Raw genomic sequence first — 16,610 nt, forward strand, 5'->3', positions numbered from 1 at the left:
CCGACATCCCTGCCTACTTCTGTGATCCCGCCAGCCCCTGGCGGCGAGGATCGAACGAGAACACCAATGGTCTACTGCGGCAACACTTCCCGAAAGGGACGGATCTGTCCGTCCACAGCCGTCAGCACCTCGATACCGTCGCCGCTGAACTCAACGACCGCCCCCGCAAAACGCTCGGCTGGGACACACCGGCTGAGCGCCTGCGCAGACTGCTCGTCGTGTGATTCAACCGACCCGGGTTGCGCCGACCGCTGGAATCCACCAGCCGGTTCGTGGGCGGCATGGCGGCGGGTTCCTTTCGGTCGAGGGGCCTCTCTCGACGAGTGGTCGATTTCCGAGACCCCCCAGCGTCCGTCGAGTGCCCGGCATGCGAATAGTCCTCCGAGGGGTGGTGATAGCCACCCTTCTTAACCAGTCGGAGCCGTGCGACGCCGCCAGCGAGCTGCCACGCCAGCTACAGGGGGGAAGTAAGCCACCTGATAGTATGGCGGCTAATGAATACTTGGGTGGGCGTGAAGGAAGAGCTGTTGCTGTCTCGGATCGGCGCGGACGAGTTGGCGCGGCTGGTGATGACGCTGCTGACGACGGCGCGTCGGATCGATGCGGCGTGCGCCGAGCTCCTCGCCGGCCATGATCTGTCGGAGGGGCGACTGGCCGCGCTGCTGGCGGTCGGCGCGGAGCCGGGGATCACCCCTGGCTTGCTCGCTGATCGTCTTGATGTCACACGGGCAACGGTCACCGGACTGCTCGACGGCCTTGAACGCCGAGGGCTGGTCGCGAGGGACGGAAAGGCGGGTGATCGGCGCTCGCTCGCGCTCCATGTCACCGCACCGGGCGAACAGCTCGTCGCCACCCTCACCCCGATCTATGCGGACTGGTTACGTCAGCTCGGCGGAGGGATCAGCGCCGAGAATCGTGAGGTTGCGGCCCGCACGATGATCGCGATCCAACGCAACCTCCGCAGCGGTGACGAAGGATGAACGGGCGCGGGGCGCGACGGCGCGCCGGTATCGACGCTGACCACCTGACTGCGCTGAGCCAGGGGCGGGTGGCATCGCGCACGCTCGCCGAGGCCTTGGCCGTCGATCATGTAACCCTGCTCCACAGCGTCATCCCCGACGCGGACGTTGAGCTGCGTGCCGCCGTCGCAGAGGCGCAGTCGTTGGGCATCCTCAAACGGATGCAGCGCATCGGTGCCGCGCTCGGCCACTACTTGGACGTCGAAGGCTGGGTAGTGCTCGCCACACACCAGTCGGACACGGTCCGCTGCTGGGTGTGCTTCATGATCGCCGGCACAACCGGTCCCGACGTCGAGGGTCTCTTGGCGGCGGTACGTCCGTTGGCCGACGACCCTCATTTCGCGGTACGCGAGTGGGCGTGGATGGCCGTGCGCCCGGCGCTGGCCGCCGAATTGAACACGAGCATTCAGCTCCTCTCCGGATGGGCCGGCGACGGGTCCGAGCGCATACGACGGTTCGCGAGCGAAGCGCTACGGCCTCGCGGGGTTTGGGCTACGCACATCCCCGAGCTGAAAGAAGATCCCGGCCGGGGCCTGCCCATCCTCGAGCGGCTCCGCGCCGACCCCTCCCGGTACGTGCAGGACTCGGTAGCGAACTGGATCAACGACGCCGCGAAGACCAACCCGGACTGGGCCCGGGCTCTCTGCGAGCAATGGCTCCACGCCGGAACGGGGGCCGCCACTGAACGCATCGCCACTCGAGCACTCCGATCCATCTAGATCCATACAAACGATTCAGAAAGGACGCTCATGTCCGTTATCGAGATCATCGAGTTCACCACCCACCCGAACGTCGAACGCCGGGACCTCGAGCACGCGCTGGAGGCGCTCGATCACGAGCTGCGCGCTATCGGCGGATTCCAGTCGCGCGACCTATACCGCGCGGCAGATGTCGATGACGGATGGATTCTCGACTACCGATGGGACACGCTCACCACCGCGCAGACCTCGATGGGTATGGTCGCCGGCACAGATGCGTTCACCCATCTGATGACCCTCATCAACAAGCCCGAGACGATGAGAATGACCTACGGCACTCCCGAATAGATCACCGCCACAGCTTTCACAGATCAGATCAACTGAACCCGGGGCAGTCCCGGCAGTCGGTCCATCCGGTCCGCGTCGGCTGTTGTGTCACGTCGAGGCGGACCGCCGATCAGGTACGACGCGGCGAATCGGCGGCGGTGAGCTCGAACTGGGTCGCCGGGTGCGGCACACCGTTGACCTGCATCTGAAGGTAGTGCGTTCCTGGGTAGTAGCGCCTCGTCGTGATCGGCGCGAAGTTGTGGCGCCGGACGATCGACCACTCGGCTCCGGCCTCGAGGGTGCGCGACGAGAGTTTGAACACTTTCGCCACATGGGATCCGTTGGCCCGAAGGAGATGTACGGAATAGTCCACGAGGTACGCCGCCGGTCCGGGCCCTGTGTTCGTGATGGTGCAGCCGAACTCGAGGCTGTCGCCGATGGCCACGAACTCTGTGCGCACCACGGGTCCTGCGACGTGTACCGGTGTGTCGGCGGAGTACCCCAACAGCCCCAGAGCTCCTGGGTGCCCCTTCTTGACGAGCGTGCGCAGTCCGTGGCGGAGGACCCACGCGGTGGACGCGTCGGGAACGTGTGCCCATCGAGTGGCGACAGCGACGGCCAGGTCCGGGTGATCGTGGCTGATGTCGTTGAGGTGGTTGGCCACCGATCGCCGCACGTACTCGGAGTCGTCGCGATACAGGGCGTCGAGGATCGGCAGCGTCGGCCGGGGATCGGCGGTCAGGCCGGGAACCCGAACAGCCCACGGCAACCGGGGTCGAGTGGACTCGCTCGCGAGCCGTCGCACATGGGCATCTGGATGGCGGGTCCAGGATTCGACCACGGAGAGTGTGCGATCCTGGGCGACCCGCAGGAAGGGGCGAACGGCCGTCTCCGCGGTCAGTCGCGGCGTCAGGTCAGCCAGGAGCCCGAGTGCGGGTTCGACGAACTCGATACCTCGCACAGCGACCGCCTCGGTAACCGGGAAGATCATCCAACCGGCGAATTCCTCGCCGTCGAGCGCCGTACGCAGTAGCGCAGCGAAAGAGCCGAAGTCCGCAGGGAGGTCGGCAAGCAGAGCGTCACGGATTGACTCGACACGCTCCGAGAATCGTCGACCGGACAGTTCGGTGCCGCACCCGCGCAGCCGCGGAACAGGACCCGCGTGCGCTCGTGTCAGACAGTCGGCCAGCTGCTTGACCGTCCGCGCGTTCAACAATTCGTCCGCTGTAGGCACGGCACCGAACTCCCCTCTTTCGTCTCCTGGACCTATGCGGTGTGCAGAACGGTCGCGTGCCGCATCTCGTGGACGTCACCGATCTCGCGGAAGAACTCCTGTGCGCGACCCTCCTCGGGCATCTCCCGCGCCGCGCGCTCGGCAGCTTCCGGCGAGGCCCAGATCAGAAAGTCCATCAGCGATCCGTCGTCGAATCGGGCGAGGTGGGCACCCAGGAAGTCGCTGCCGTAGCGCTCCTCGAGAACTGTCACCATCCGTCCGCGAGCCGCTACCAGGGCATCCGGGTCGGCGGCCTCGAATCGCACGTACTCGATTGTGTTGCTCACGCTCATCCTCCAAGCAGATTGTCACGGTTTTAGTGTCTCAAGACCGTGACAACGTATCACGGTTTTGTAGAGCTGAATCCGTTAGGATTGGACGGGTGATTCGTGACGTGGATGAGATGCCGTGGATCGGGGAAGGTCGCGCGCTCGACCTGGCGAACACCGTGATCGTGGGGGCGAGCCGCGGCGAGGACCTCGACTTCTTCACCGATCCCGCGCTGACTGCCCGGTGGCGGCAGCAGGTGTCGGACGATCGACTGGCCCGAATGCCACTGGAGCGACTGGTCGAGCTCCGCGCTGTCGTGCGAGAGGCTCTCGATGCTGCGCACAAATCGGAGCCGTTGCCGCCCCACCTGCGCGCACGGATCAACGGGCTAGCCGCCGATGCGCCGTTGGTGCTCGAGCTCGACGAGGCCGGCCTCCTCCGGCAAGTCGGACGCGGGGGCCCGGTCGACGCGGAACTCGCGAGAGAGACGTTGCAGCTCATAGCCGCGCCCGATACGTTCACCGTCCGCCGTTGCCCCGCACCCAGTTGCGGCATGTTCTTCGTTCCGCGCAGAAGGAACCAGGGCTGGTGCACCGAGCGATGCGGGTCCCGTGCCCGATCAACCCGTCGACATCACAGAGGCGGGCGTGCGTCCAATGTGACCTAGGTGTAGTTCCCAGGGACGTTGTGCGATGGGCGACTTGCCGTCGATCCCGGTGTGGGGTCGGCGGTGATTAGAGTGATGCACTCACTGTCGATAGGTCGCTGTGCGAGCAGCTTCGGAGGTGTAGGCGTCGCCGTAGGCCCATTCCGCGGCGAGGGTGCGGTTGAACCGTTCGACCTTGCCGTTGGTCTGCGGCCGGTACCGGCTGGTGCGCTTGTGGACGACTGGACCGAGCGCGACGGCGAAGTCCTTTGACCGGTAGCAGGATCTGTTGTCGGTGAGGACACGTTTGACGGTGATCTGGTGGGCGGCGGGCAGAAAGTGCTGGCGCGGTTCCCACCCGTTCGGGTGTGGGGGCTTTATGCGGGTTGAGCTGGGGTGATGGCATGCCCGGGTGGGGGCCGGCGTGTGGGGGTGGGCGTGGTGCTCGAGCTCGGTGGGGTGTGTGGTCCTGGGGTGGTTCGGGGCCGTCTGAGGTGGTTTTGAATTATGTTGTGGCACAACAATGGCCGGCCGCGGGGATTGACGCGGCCGGCCGGGAGGTCAAGCTGCGGGCGCAGACTGGGCTGCTTCGACCTTGCCTCGGACGAGGAGCGCTGCGACGAAACCGAACACGACGAGCACGATCGTGATCAGTGCCGCGATCGCACTGCCGCTGTTGGAGGTGCCGACGGTGGTGTCCACGCCACCCGAGGACAGGAACGTCGTCGGATCGGTGAGGGCGTGAAGAACGATCGCAGCCCAGATGGTGCCGGTCACGCGCATCGTGAGGTACATGCACATGCCGAAGGCGAAGGTGTAGATCACGGTGGCACCGACGGTGGTCAGTTCCATCCCGGAGATGAGGTTCACCGAGTGCATTAGCGCGAACATCAACGACGAGATCGCCGCGACGAACTTCTCGCTGTGGCGGGCGTCCCGCAGGATCTGGACCACCAGTCCTCGGGTGGCGAACTCCTCGGCAATGCCGACGCAGCCTCCCAACACGAACATTGCCGCGATCTGGCCGCCGGTCCACGAACTCCAGTCCGTCCCCGTCAGGTGTGCGATGATCGCGGCCACAACCAGCACGGGGCCGATCCACATCCAGCCGCGTCCGCGAATGGGTTGGGGCCCGAAGATCTTCCCGAGCAGGCCGAGCCGGACAGTGACGATCAACAGCGCGATGGCGCCGATCGCGATCGGCAAGGCCATAGCGAACAGGATGCTGGGCGCCGAACTCAGGACGTTGTCCGTGTCGATCTCGCCGGCGAAGATCGTCGTGATCAGCCACCCAACCAACAGGTAGAACACGAGGTAGGCCACGATCAGCCCGATTGCCATCCACGCGCTGGGGCGTCGCCAGCCGACTGCTTCAACACGTTGATGCGTCACTGGCTGATCGTAGACACCGCGGCCGCGGGGCGCTGACCGAGCCGCACCTCACACCTGGCTAGGGGCCCGCGCTGAATTCGATACCGTGCAGGTGCTTCGCGGTGGGCGATTTGGCGACGGAGTCGGGATCGGGTTCGGTACCGAGCAGGCGGTCGGCGGTACCCGACGTGGTGACCGTGAACCAGTAGTGCTCGTTGCGGTAGTGGTGGTTGCGGTGGTGGCGCCATGTCGATTTGTACAGCGCTGTTTTCGGCCGGTAGTCGGTGTGGATGAGGAAGTGCGTCCACTCGTAGATCATTCCGAGTGCTGTGATGACGGTGAGGAACGTCAGCCCGAGCTCGATCCGGGGCGCGACGAACACCGTGACCGCGAGCAGCAGCGGCACCAGCCACACGAACACCGGCGCGGGAATGAAGTCCAGCGGGATGTCGCGCGGATCGGTGTGGTGCGCGCGATGCTTGCGGGCGAGCAGCGGATCGACCGTGAGTCCGACGACACGACGTGGACGCCAGTGCAGTACGAAGACGTGGATGATCCACTCCAGCAACGGGAACAGCGCGAGCATCACCGCGGGTACGAGGGCGTCCGCCCAACTCCAGGTGCCGACGATCAGGCGGGCGGTGAGCGCACCGACGAACAGGACGCCGATGATCCACGGGCTCGGGTGGCGGACGAACTCACGGAAGGCGCCCCCGAGGGCGACGTTTCGCCCGAAGGCCGGCGAGTTCGTGCGGGTTGTGGTCACGAGTTCTCCTCGAAGTTGTCGCCGGCAAAGCCGAGAGCGCCGGCGATCAGCGCGGTGGCGGGTTCGAGCAGAGCGTGCGCGGCCTCGAAGGCCACGTCCGGTTCACGGCGACGGATCGCGTCGACGATGGCCCGGTAACGGTCGACCTCGTTCACCTCGGCCGCCATCACCACCGCGAGGGCGTCGAGCATCGGTTCGTACGACATGCGCAGTGTGTTGAACATCAGCCGGAAGGTGATCGAATCCGCGCCGTCGACCACCAGATCCCAGAAGTCCAGCGCCAGCCGCTGACGTCGCACCGGATCGGCGTCGGCCTCGAGCTCGTCGAGGACGGCGCCCAGCGAGGTCGCGAGATTGTCGCCGGCGCGTGTGGCCGCCAGCTCCGCGACCTTGGGGCCGTTCCACAACCGGGCCTCGAGGATGCTGCGCGCGACGGTGAGGTCGATCTCGCCGCCGCGGGCCAGGAGCCGGGGGAGCAGATCCAGCCCGGCCCGTCGGCGCAGATCGGTGACGACAGTGGCCCCGCCCTGCCGGACGTCGACCAGTCCCATCGCGGCGATCCGGCTCACCGCCTCGCGGACCGCGGGACGCGAGACACCGAGCGCCTCCGCCATCCGCCGCTCGCTGAGCAGTTCCTCCCCGGGCGCCAACCGGCCGCCGACGACGCCATCCAGCAACTGCTCGAAGACGTCGTCGGGGATCGACCGACGACGCACCGGGGTGAGATCCATATCACAGACGCTAGGCGTCGGACATCAGGTGGTCAAGTGGTCAGACCAGCTCTCGAGGTCGATCGGGTTGGTGGACAAGCGCTCGGAGAGTGTGACGGCGTTCTCCAGCTGTGCGAACACGCCGGCGGGGTGCCGGTGTGCCTCGTCGAGGAAGACCGTGCGCATTCGCGGTACGAAGTCGAGCCGCGGGTAGTGCTTCAGGACCGCCACGAGGTTCACTCGGTCGATGGATTCGGCACCGAATCCGGCCACGTCGATCTGCGCCCCCACCTGGACGACCCGGTGGGTCGGATCGTCCTCGGGAATCAGATTGGTGTGCCGCAGGATCGCCTGCTCGACGAGGAGGATGCGGTCCAGCTCCCATCCGTGCTCGGTCAGGATCTTTGCGGCGAGGTCGGCGCCGACGACCGCGAACTCGTCGGTGCCGCGATGGCGATCGGTGAGCCCGAGGTCGTGGATCATCGCCGCCACGAACGCGGCCTCCCGGTCGACGTCGTCGGTGACCGCCGACATCCCGAAGAGGTAGGTGCGGTAGCTGTGGTTGAGCAGGAACTGCGGCGCCGCGACGCGCGCGAAGTCGGCTGCGGCGAGCGCGGTGGGCGAGTCGGGAATGGTGACGGCCATGGGGTCTCCGTTTCGTTCGGGTACCCCACGATCGTCATCGCCCCACCTCGCGTCTGCAATGACTCCTTCATTGCATATACGGACATGAACGGTCGGGCTTGTTGTCCTGACGCGGAGGACTGCCAGACTCGCTGACATGAGTGAGCGGAAGGAAGCCGGTCCCGGCCTCCCACATCTGGTGGCGATCGCGGTGTTCGACGGTGTCGAGATGCTCGACGTCGCCGGCCCCATGCAGGTCTTCGGTACCGCCGAGCGGGTCGGTCGCGGTAGTGCCGACTACGAGGTGGTGCTCGTCGCGGCGCGGCGGGGTTTCGTGCGCACTTCCGTGGGTGTTCCGCTGGTCGCCGAACGCTCGTGGCACGATCTCGGGCCGGAGGTCGGCACCCTCCTCGTTCCCGGCGGACTCGTCGTCGGTGCCGGCGGCGTCCGTCCGCTGATCGATCCGGAGCTGGTGGCGTGGCTGGTGGAGTCCGGTGGCGTGGCCCGGAGAATCGCCTCGGTCTGCACCGGTGCGCACATCGCCGCTGCCGCAGGGCTGTTCGACGGACGCCGGGCGACGACGCACTGGTCCACCGCTGACGTTCTCGCGTCCGAGCATCCCGAGGTGGAGGTCGTCGCCGACGCGATCTTCGTCGAGGACGGCCCGGTGTGGAGCTCAGCGGGAGTATCTGCCGGAATCGACCTCGCGCTGGCCCTCGTGGCGGCCGATCACGGCGACGACCTCGCCCGGCGCGTCGCCCAGTGGATGGTCGTCTACCTGCGCCGCCCCGGCGGCCAGCAGCAGTTCAGCGCCTACCTGGGCCCGCCGCGCTCGACTTCCGACCGGTTGGGCGAACTGCTCGCGTGGATCCCCGCGCACCTGGTCGAGGATCTTTCCGTCGAGGCACTGGCCCGCCGCGTGAACGTCTCCCCACGTCACCTCGCCCGGCTGTTCCGCGACGAGGCGGGAAGCACACCGGGGGCCGTGGTCGAACGTATGCGCATCCAGGCCGCGGTCGAACAGCTGGTTCACACCGACGCTCCGCTGCCGACGGTGGCGGCGAGGGCCGGTTTCGGATCCGTGGCGGGGCTCCACCGCAGCTTCGTCCGCCATCACGGTCTGAGTCCGGGCGAGTACCGCCGTCGGTTCACGGTCCGCCCGCTCGGTCCGGGCGGCACAACGGATCGCAGCGCGTGATCGGGACGGGTACCTACCGCGGTGGGCACCCGTCCCGACGTGGGCTCAGCCCGGGTAGTGCCGCGGCGTGAACACCGTTGTGCCGTGCGGGTTCTCCACGACCGTCGTCTGGGACGACCCGACGATCAGGAGGCACCGCATGTCGACGTCCGCGGGATCGAGATCGGCGAGTCGCACGATCTTGATCGACTCCTGCGGCCCGGCGATGTCCCGGCCGATGATCACCGGGGTGTCGGGGGAGCGGTGCTCGAGCACCAGATCGCGCATCGCCGCGACCTGCCACGTGCGACTCTTCGACGCCGGGTTGTAGACCGCGAACGCCATGTCGGCGCCCGCGACGGCGGAGATCCGCTTGGCGACCACGTCCCACGGCTTGAGTCGATCCGACAGCGAGAGCATCGCGTAGTCGTGGCCCAGCGGGGCGCCGACACGGCTGGCGACAGCGTTGGCGGCGGTCATGCCGGGCAGGATCCGGACCGGGACGTCCCTCCACTGGTCCTCGGCCGCCACCTCGAGCACTGCGGCGGCCATCGCGAACACGCCGGGATCGCCGGACGACACGACGACGACGCGTCCGCCGCGCTTGGCCATGTCCAGGGCCATCGCCGCGCGCTCGGCCTCGACTCGGTTGTCGCTCGCGTGCCGGCGCTGACCCGGGCGGACCGGGACCCGGTCGATGTAGGTGGTGTAGCCGACCAGGTCGGTGGCGCGGGCGAGTTCGCGGCGGACCTCCGGCGTCGTCCACTCCTGGTCGCCCGGGCCGAGTCCGACGACGACCACCTCGCCGGGCACCGGTGCGGTCTCTGCGCGGTTGTTCGACGGGCTCGGGACGATCGCGATCGAGAAGTAGGGGACGTCCGCGTCGGCGACCTCGTCGGCGGCGGCGACGCGCTGACGGTCGGTGCTCGCCCGCTCGACGTAGCGGGCCTCGTCGATCCGGCCGGAGTCCTTCAGTGCTTGGCGCACAGCGGGATATGTGCGGCCGAGCTTCATGATGGCGGCGGCGTCGGTCTCGCGGAGGCGTCGGGTCAGCTCCTCCTGCGGCAGCGTGCCGGGCAGGACGGTGAACACCTCCTCGCCCTCGACGAGCGGCTCGGCCAGGGCTGCGGACGCGGCGCTGAACGCGGTGACGCCCGGGATCACCTCGGCCTCGAACCGGTCGGCTAGACGCTTGTGCATGTGCATGTACGAGCTGTAGAACAGCGGGTCGCCGGCCGCGAGCAACGCAACGGTGCGTCCCGCCTCGAGGTGCCCGGCCAGGCGTGCGGCGGCCTGTTCGTAGAACTCGTCCATCGCACCCTGGTATCCGCCCGGGTGGTCGATCGTCTCGGTGGTGACCGGGTAGACGAGGTGCTCCTCGATCTGGCCGTCCCGCATGTACGGCGCCGCGACGCCGCGGGAGATGCTGCGGCCGTGCCGGGCGCTGTGGAACGCGATGACGTCGGCCTCACCGATCACCCGGGCGGCCTTGACCGTCACCAGTTCGGGGTCGCCGGGCCCGATGCCGACGCCCCACAGCTTGCCTGCCGCGCTCATGCTGTCCGTCACTCGATTTCGCTCGCAATCGCATTCAGCGCCGCGGCGGTGATCGCGCTGCCGCCGCGACGCCCGCGTACCACCAGGTACTCGAGGCCGGCGGGGTGCTCGATCAGCGCCTCCTTGGACTCGGCGGCCCCGATGAAGCCGACCGGTCCACCGACGATCGCGGCGGGACGCGGGGCGCCGGCCTCGATCATGTTCAGCAGGTGGAACAGCGCGGTCGGGGCGTTGCCGATCGCGACGACCGCACCTTCGAGCTTGGGTCCCCACAGTTCGAGCGCGGCGGCCGAGCGGGTGTTGTCGATTGCCTTGGCCAGCACCGGGACCCGCGGATCGTCGAGCATGCACAGCACGTCGTTGTCACGCGGCAGGCGCTTGCGGGTGACTCCGGCCGCGACCATCTTCGCGTCGCACAGGATCGGGGCGCCGCGGCGCAGGGCCTCGCGGGCGTCGGCGACCACGTTCGGGGTGAAGGCGACGTCGTCGACCAGATCGACCTGACCGCTCGCGTGGATCATCCGGACGACGGCCTGCGAGACGTCGGCGGGGAATCTGCCGAGGTCGGCTTCGGCCCGGATGGTGGCGAAGGACTGGCGGTAGATCTCCGCGCCGTCGCGAATGTAGTCGATCATGCGCCACACGATAGAGGCATCAGGAACACTCGTTTTCCACCCGGTAACCGTCGGGGCCGGAGACCACGTCTGTTACCTCGCCGCGCGGCCGCCCGCACTTGCGATCGCACCCGGACCAGTGCTGACGCCCGTCGGCGGGCAGGTCGTCGTTCTCGATCGCGGTGCGCGCGTCGGCCCGCACATCGGTGTGCGACTTGGCGCAGCCCGGCTGTCCCGCGCAGGCGCTGACCTGCAGATACGGCGAGTGCTCGTCGAAGATCAGGCCCATCGGCGCGAGCACCCGGACGACCTGTTCGGCGGCCCACTCGTCGAGGTCGGGCACCAGCAGCGAGCGCCACGGGGTGACGATGATCGGGCGCTCGACGGCCGCGAGGAACTCGGCGAGACGCGCGGGCAGCGTGCCGAACGCGAGACCGCCGCCGAGGGTGACGCGTCCGTCGGGCTGGTCGAGCCAGCCGATCGGCCCGCGCTCGACGGCTGCGGGCAGTTCGACCGGGTCGCCGTAACCCAGTCCGAGACGCTCCAGGATGCGCTCGGTGCCGCCGGGCATCTCGTTCAGCCGCCACGCGGAGTCGCGGATGTGGGCGAAGGTTCGTGCCGCCGCCAGCAGCACGCCGACCGCGTCGTCGCCCACCCGGGCGCCGGTGTCCTCGCCGGCCAGGATCAGCGCGAACCGTGCGTCGGGCAGTGCGTGGAGACCGAAGTCGCCGCGCAGGCTCGACACGTCGCCGCGGCCGTCGTCGATCGTGAACAGCGTCCGTCCCGGCAGGTCGGCCAGTGCCGGGTCGTCGCACAGCCCGCGGTCGAGGTCGGTGACCAGCCCGCGCACGTCGGCGAATCCGCCGATCCGCCCCGACAGCGGCGACGCGAGGATGTTGCGCACCCGCTCGTGCGTCGTGGACGGCAGCAGCCCGGCGTCGGCGATGCGCCGCGCGAACTCGTCCGGGTCGGTGACCGCGCGCAGCTGGACATTTCCGCGCGAGGTGAGCTCGATCTCGCCGTTGCCGATCTCCTGCGCGGCCGCGGCCAGGGTCTGGAGCTGCGGCGATGTGACGACTCCGCCGGGGAGGCGGACACGGGCGAGAGGACCGTCGGCGGCCTGATGGACCTGGAGAGCACCCGGGCACTTGTCCGGGCCGGAGCGTGGAGATGGCACGTCTCCAGGCTAGAGAAGTGCGGCGGCCGGTGCGCACACGCCTGACCGGTAGGATCACCGGCGACCGCGGCAGAAGAGGAAACCGGTGAGATTCCGGGCGGTCGCGCCACTGTGAAAGTCAGACCCTCTTCCGCCGCCCGAACCGCTTCGACGAGTCCTCGGACTCGTTCGAACCCTGCCGTGGGGCGCGAAACCCCGGAAAGGCTGCACCAGTGATCCTGCTGCTGTCGACCTCCGACACCGACCTGCTCAGCGCCCGCGCGAGCGGCGCCGACTACCGCTGGGCCAACCCGGCGCGTCTGCTCGTCTCGGAGGACCTGCCCGCGCTGCTCGACGGCGTCGACCTCGTCGTGGTCCGCATCCTCGGTGGCCGGCGCGCGTGGGAGGACGGCATCGACGCGGTCCTCGCGTCCGGTCTTCCGACCGTCGTCCTCGGCGGCGAGCAGGCCCCCGACGCGGAGCTCATGGAGTGCTCGACGGTGCCCGCGGGCATCGCGGCCGAGGCGCACACCTACCTCGCGGAGGGCGGCGCCGACAACCTGCGTCAGCTGCACAACTTCCTGTCCGACACGGTCCTGCTGACCGGTCACGGTTTCGAGCCGGCGGTGCATCTGCCCAGCTGGGGAGTCCTCGAGCGCGAGACGAGCAGCGTGGACGGCCCCACCGTCGCGGTGCTCTACTACCGCGCCCAGCACCTGGCCGGGAACACCGCGTACGTCGAGGCGCTGTGCCGCGCGGTCGAGGACGCCGGCGCGAACCCGCTGCCGATCTTCTGTGCGTCGCTGCGCACCGCACCCGCCGACCTGCTCGGCACCCTGCGCCGCGCCGACGCGATGGTCGTGACCGTGCTCGCGGCCGGCGGCACCAAGCCGGCGAACGCGCAGGCCGGCGGCGACGACGAGGCGTGGGACGTCGCCGAACTCGCCGCCCTGGACGTGCCGATCCTGCAGGGCCTGTGCCTGACCAGCAGCCGCGAGGCGTGGGAGGCCAACGACGACGGCATGTCCCCGCTCGACGTCGCCACCCAGGTCGCGGTTCCGGAGTTCGACGGCCGGCTGATCACGGTGCCGTTCTCGTTCAAGGAGATCGACGCCGACGGCCTCACCGCGTACGTGCCCGACGCCGAGCGCGCCGCGCGGGTCGCCGGTATCGCAGTCCGGCACGCCCGGCTGCGCCGGATTCCGAACGCGGACAAGAAGATCGCGCTGATGCTCTCGGCGTACCCGACCAAGCACGCGCGCATCGGCAACGCCGTCGGACTCGACACCCCGGCCAGCACGATCGACCTGCTCACCGAGATGCGTGCCGCCGGATACGACGTGGGACCTGCCGACGGCGACGACGCCCTGCCCGGTCTCGCGGCGCAGGACGGCGATGCGCTCATCCACGCGCTCATCGCGGCCGGCGGTCAGGACCCGGACTGGCTCACCGCCGAGCAGCTCGAGGGCAACCCGATCCGCATCTCCGCCGCCCGCTACCGCGAATGGTTCGCGACGCTGCCGCAGGACTTCCGCGACGGCGTCGAGGAGCACTGGGGTGCCGCGCCCGGCGAGCTGTACGTGGACCGCTCGTCCGACCCCGAGGGCGAGATCGTCATCGCCGCGATCCGCGCCGGCAACGTCGTGCTGATGGTGCAGCCGCCCCGCGGTTTCGGGGAGAACCCGGTCGCGATCTACCACGACCCGGACCTGCCACCGAGCCACCACTACCTGGCGGCCTACCGCTGGATTTCAGCGGAGGTGGCTGCTGGAGGGTTTGGAGCGGACGCCGTCGTGCACCTCGGCAAGCACGGCAACCTGGAGTGGCTGCCCGGCAAGACGCTCGGCATGTCGGCGTCGTGCGGCACCGACGCCGCGCTCGCCGACCTGCCGCTGATCTACCCGTTCCTGGTGAACGATCCGGGCGAGGGCACGCAGGCCAAGCGCCGCGCGCACGCCACCCTGGTCGATCACCTGATCCCGCCGATGGCGCGCGCCGAGTCCTACGGCGACATCTCCCGGCTCGAGCAGCTCCTCGACGAACACTCCAACATCTCGGCGCTGGACCCGGCGAAGCTGCCCGCGATCCGCCAGCAGATCTGGACGCTGATGCGCGCGGCGAAGATGGACCACGACCTGGGCCTGACCGAGCGTCCCGACGAGGACGTGTTCGACGACATGCTCATGCACGTCGACGGCTGGCTGTGCGAGATCAAGGACGTCCAGATCCGCGACGGCCTGCACATCCTGGGCCGCGCGCCGGAGGGCGACGCCGAGGTGGAGCTGGTGCTCGCGATGCTGCGGGCCCGGCAGATGTGGGGCGGCGAGCAGTCGGTGCCCGGTCTGCGGGAGGCGTTGGGCCTGAGCGAGTCCGGCGACGAGGACCGCGGACGGGTTGACGAGGTCGAGGCGCGGGCACATGCCCTGGTCGCCTCCATGGCCGACGCCGACTGGGATCCCGCCGCTGCCGACACCCTGACCGACGACGACACCGTCCGGCAGATCCTGCGGTTCGCCGCGACCGAGGTGGTGCCGCGGCTGCGGCAGACGAACAACGAGATCGCGCAGGTGCTGCACGCCCTGGACGGCGGCTTCATCGCCGCCGGCCCGTCCGGGTCGCCGCTGCGCGGGCTGATCAACGTGCTGCCCACCGGCCGCAACTTCTACTCGGTCGACCCCAAGGCGGTGCCGTCGCGGCTGGCGTGGGAGACCGGTCAGGCGATGGCCGAGTCGCTGGCGCAGCGCTACCGCGCCGACCACGGCGAGTGGCCGACGTCGGTGGGCCTGTCGGTGTGGGGCACGTCTGCGATGCGCACCTCCGGCGACGACATCGCCGAGGTGTTCGCGCTGCTCGGTGTGCGCCCGGTGTGGGACGAGGCGTCCCGCCGTGTCACCAACCTCGAGGTGATCGACCTGGCCGAGCTCGGTCGCCCCCGGATCGACGTAACCGTCCGGATCAGCGGCTTCTTCCGCGACGCGTTCCCGCACGTGCTGGCGCTGCTCGACGACGCCGTCCGCCTGGTCGCCGGCCTGGACGAGTCCGACGAGGACAACTACGTGCGCGCCCACGCCCGAGCGGATCTGGCCGAGCACGGCGACGACCGCCGCGCCACCACCCGCATCTTCGGCTCCAAGCCCGGCACGTACGGCGCGGGCCTGCTGCAGCTCATCGACTCGAAGAACTGGCGGAACGACGCCGACCTGGCGCAGGTGTACACCACGTGGGGCGGCTACGCGTACGGCCGCGGACTCGACGGCGTTCCGGCGTCGGACGACATGCGAAGCGCATACAAGCGGATCGCGGTGGCGGCCAAGAACACCGACACCCGCGAGCACGACATCGCCGACTCGGACGACTACTTCCAGTACCACGGCGGCATGGTCGCCACGGTCCGCGCGCTGACCGGCAAGTCCCCGGAGGCGTACATCGGCGACAGCACCCGCCCCGACGCCGTGCGTACCCGGACGCTGTCGGAGGAGACCGCCCGCGTGTTCCGGGCCCGCGTGGTGAACCCGCGCTGGCTCGAGGCGATGCGCCGACACGGTTACAAGGGTGCCTTCGAGATGGCCGCGACCGTCGACTACCTGTTCGGCTACGACGCGACCACCAACGTCGTCGCCGACTGGATGTACGAGAAGCTCGCCGAGACGTACGTGCTGGACGAGCAGAACCGCAAGTTCATGTCGGAGTCGAATCCGTGGGCGCTGCACGGCATCTCCGAACGCCTGCTCGAGGCCGTGGAGCGGAACATGTGGGAGGAGCCGTCGCCCGAGGTGCTCGAGGGGCTGCGGCAGGTGTACCTCGAGACCGAGGGCGAACTGGAGGGGTAGTCGTACGACGGGTCAGGTCGAATTTCGCCGAGATTCGAGGAAGATGAGCGGGTGAACGTCACCGATCTCATTGCCCTCCTGGGACACACCTCCGGCAGCACCGCATTCCGGGCCTTCCTTCGTGAGCACGGCATGAACCGGCTGCCCCGGGTCGACCCCACGACCCGAGTGCGAAGTTCGGACAAGCTCGTCTCCCTGGAGTTCGACCTGACCGAGTCCTATCGGGAGACACACGATCGCGGCCCCGTCGGGGACGGCTGGCTCACGTTTCGGTCCGTCGACGTTCACCAGGGTTTCGGCGGAGTACTCCCGCTGGGTCTGTCCCATGCCATGAGCAAGGACGACGTCGACGCCCTGCTGGGGAGTTCTCGTGACGTGGATCAGAGCGACCCCGTTCAGATCTACTATTCCGAACCGATTCTGGTGATCGTCTTCTACGGAGACGGAGGAACCACGATCGAAACCCTGAGATTCGCACACCCCAACCGATACGACATCGAGAACTACGGGCTGTAGCGAGTCGTCGGACTCGACGCGGTCGAGCCGCCCGGTATCGGGGCGCCTGCCCCGGC

General features: G+C 68.7%; 17 protein-coding genes and 1 pseudogene. 8 read left to right on the forward strand and 10 right to left on the reverse strand.

Translation table 11 applies throughout. The annotated features are described in order from the left end of the window. The 4 genes from DEU38_RS15585 to DEU38_RS15600 all read left to right on the forward strand — a co-directional run. On the forward strand, positions 1-224 hold a 224-nt coding region (locus tag DEU38_RS15585; RefSeq protein ID WP_114722326.1), incomplete at its 5' end, for an IS30 family transposase. 270 nt (positions 225-494) lie between these two features. Further along, entirely contained in the window at positions 495-980 is a 486-nt protein-coding gene (locus tag DEU38_RS15590; protein WP_114722327.1) for a MarR family winged helix-turn-helix transcriptional regulator, read from the forward strand. Then, positions 977-1,738, forward strand: a complete 762-nt coding sequence (locus DEU38_RS15595) for a HEAT repeat domain-containing protein (protein ID WP_114722328.1) — start codon at positions 977-979, stop codon at positions 1,736-1,738. The genes DEU38_RS15590 and DEU38_RS15595 overlap by 4 nt, the downstream gene beginning before the upstream one ends. A 30-nt stretch (positions 1,739-1,768) precedes the next feature. Beyond that, entirely contained in the window at positions 1,769-2,065 is a 297-nt protein-coding gene (locus DEU38_RS15600) for a hypothetical protein (RefSeq protein WP_114722329.1), read from the forward strand. A gap of 109 nt (positions 2,066-2,174) precedes the next feature. Here DEU38_RS15600 and DEU38_RS15605 read toward each other — a convergent pair whose 3' ends face one another. After that, complete coding sequence (locus DEU38_RS15605) at positions 2,175-3,278, reverse strand: DNA alkylation repair protein (protein WP_114722330.1); 1,104 nt, start codon at positions 3,276-3,278, stop codon at positions 2,175-2,177. A 32-nt stretch (positions 3,279-3,310) separates the two neighbouring features. Beyond that, positions 3,311-3,604, reverse strand: a complete 294-nt coding sequence (locus tag DEU38_RS15610) for a hypothetical protein (RefSeq protein ID WP_114722451.1) — start codon at positions 3,602-3,604, stop codon at positions 3,311-3,313. Between the two features lie 95 nt (positions 3,605-3,699). On the opposite strand from DEU38_RS15610, the gene DEU38_RS15615 reads away from it, so the two are divergent. Further along, on the forward strand, positions 3,700-4,254 hold the full coding sequence (locus DEU38_RS15615) for an ABATE domain-containing protein (protein WP_114722331.1): 555 nt from the start codon (positions 3,700-3,702) through the stop codon (positions 4,252-4,254). On the opposite strand, the pseudogene DEU38_RS29230 reads toward DEU38_RS15615, so the two are convergent. The 5 genes and pseudogenes from DEU38_RS29230 to DEU38_RS15640 form a co-directional block, all read right to left on the reverse strand. Further along, positions 4,207-4,557: pseudogene (locus DEU38_RS29230) on the reverse strand (integrase core domain-containing protein); the annotation flags it as partial. The gene DEU38_RS15615 and the pseudogene DEU38_RS29230 overlap by 48 nt on opposite strands. A gap of 237 nt (positions 4,558-4,794) precedes the next feature. Continuing rightward, a complete protein-coding gene (locus DEU38_RS15625; RefSeq protein ID WP_258557935.1) occupies positions 4,795-5,625 on the reverse strand; it encodes a CPBP family intramembrane glutamic endopeptidase in 831 nt (276 codons plus the stop codon). 58 nt (positions 5,626-5,683) lie between these two features. Then, positions 5,684-6,370: a sterol desaturase family protein gene (locus DEU38_RS15630; RefSeq protein ID WP_114722333.1), complete on the reverse strand. Its 687-nt coding sequence runs from the start codon at positions 6,368-6,370 to the stop codon at positions 5,684-5,686. Next, entirely contained in the window at positions 6,367-7,101 is a 735-nt protein-coding gene (locus DEU38_RS15635; RefSeq protein WP_114722334.1) for a FadR/GntR family transcriptional regulator, read from the reverse strand. Before DEU38_RS15635 ends, DEU38_RS15630 begins: the two co-directional genes overlap by 4 nt. 24 nt (positions 7,102-7,125) lie before the next feature. Beyond that, positions 7,126-7,725: an HD domain-containing protein gene (locus DEU38_RS15640; RefSeq protein WP_181818808.1), complete on the reverse strand. Its 600-nt coding sequence runs from the start codon at positions 7,723-7,725 to the stop codon at positions 7,126-7,128. Positions 7,726-7,861: 136 nt separating this feature from the next. Here DEU38_RS15640 and DEU38_RS15645 point away from each other — a divergent pair, with 136 nt between their 5' ends. Continuing rightward, positions 7,862-8,902, forward strand: coding sequence for a GlxA family transcriptional regulator (locus DEU38_RS15645; protein WP_114722335.1), 1,041 nt, complete (start codon positions 7,862-7,864; stop codon positions 8,900-8,902). Between the two features lie 45 nt (positions 8,903-8,947). Here DEU38_RS15645 and cobJ read toward each other — a convergent pair whose 3' ends face one another. From cobJ to cobG, 3 genes are read right to left on the reverse strand one after another with little or no spacing between them, the layout of a single operon-like run. Then, entirely contained in the window at positions 8,948-10,438 is a 1,491-nt protein-coding gene (cobJ, locus tag DEU38_RS15650) for a precorrin-3B C(17)-methyltransferase (protein WP_114722336.1), read from the reverse strand. Positions 10,439-10,446: 8 nt separating this feature from the next. Beyond that, positions 10,447-11,073, reverse strand: a complete 627-nt coding sequence (locus tag DEU38_RS15655) for a precorrin-8X methylmutase (protein WP_114722337.1) — start codon at positions 11,071-11,073, stop codon at positions 10,447-10,449. A 19-nt stretch (positions 11,074-11,092) separates the two neighbouring features. Beyond that, entirely contained in the window at positions 11,093-12,229 is a 1,137-nt protein-coding gene (cobG, locus tag DEU38_RS15660; RefSeq protein ID WP_114722338.1) for a precorrin-3B synthase, read from the reverse strand. A gap of 212 nt (positions 12,230-12,441) precedes the next feature. Here cobG and cobN point away from each other — a divergent pair, with 212 nt between their 5' ends. Both cobN and DEU38_RS15670 read left to right on the forward strand, forming a co-directional pair. Then, complete coding sequence (gene cobN, locus DEU38_RS15665; protein WP_114722339.1) at positions 12,442-16,038, forward strand: cobaltochelatase subunit CobN; 3,597 nt, start codon at positions 12,442-12,444, stop codon at positions 16,036-16,038. 51 nt (positions 16,039-16,089) lie between these two features. Beyond that, positions 16,090-16,554, forward strand: a complete 465-nt coding sequence (locus DEU38_RS15670) for a hypothetical protein (RefSeq protein ID WP_114722340.1) — start codon at positions 16,090-16,092, stop codon at positions 16,552-16,554. Positions 16,555-16,610 lie beyond the last annotated feature (56 nt).

Source organism: Rhodococcus sp. AG1013, from assembly GCF_003350365.1.
In the GTDB taxonomy this organism is placed as follows: domain Bacteria; phylum Actinomycetota; class Actinomycetes; order Mycobacteriales; family Mycobacteriaceae; genus Prescottella.

Bases quoted from the DNA above. Each gene is read 5' to 3' on its own strand.
- DEU38_RS15590 (WP_114722327.1), top strand. From the start codon at position 495: ATGAATACTTGGGTGGGCGTGAAGGAAGAGCTGTTGCTGTCTCGGATC.
- DEU38_RS15595 (WP_114722328.1), top strand. From the start codon at position 977: ATGAACGGGCGCGGGGCGCGACGGCGCGCCGGTATCGACGCTGACCAC.
- DEU38_RS15600 (WP_114722329.1), top strand. From the start codon at position 1,769: ATGTCCGTTATCGAGATCATCGAGTTCACCACCCACCCGAACGTCGAA.
- DEU38_RS15635 (WP_114722334.1), bottom strand. From the start codon at position 7,101: ATGGATCTCACCCCGGTGCGTCGTCGGTCGATCCCCGACGACGTCTTC.
- DEU38_RS15640 (WP_181818808.1), bottom strand. From the start codon at position 7,725: ATGGCCGTCACCATTCCCGACTCGCCCACCGCGCTCGCCGCAGCCGAC.
- DEU38_RS15645 (WP_114722335.1), top strand. From the start codon at position 7,862: ATGAGTGAGCGGAAGGAAGCCGGTCCCGGCCTCCCACATCTGGTGGCG.
- cobJ (WP_114722336.1), bottom strand. From the start codon at position 10,438: ATGAGCGCGGCAGGCAAGCTGTGGGGCGTCGGCATCGGGCCCGGCGAC.
- DEU38_RS15655 (WP_114722337.1), bottom strand. From the start codon at position 11,073: ATGATCGACTACATTCGCGACGGCGCGGAGATCTACCGCCAGTCCTTC.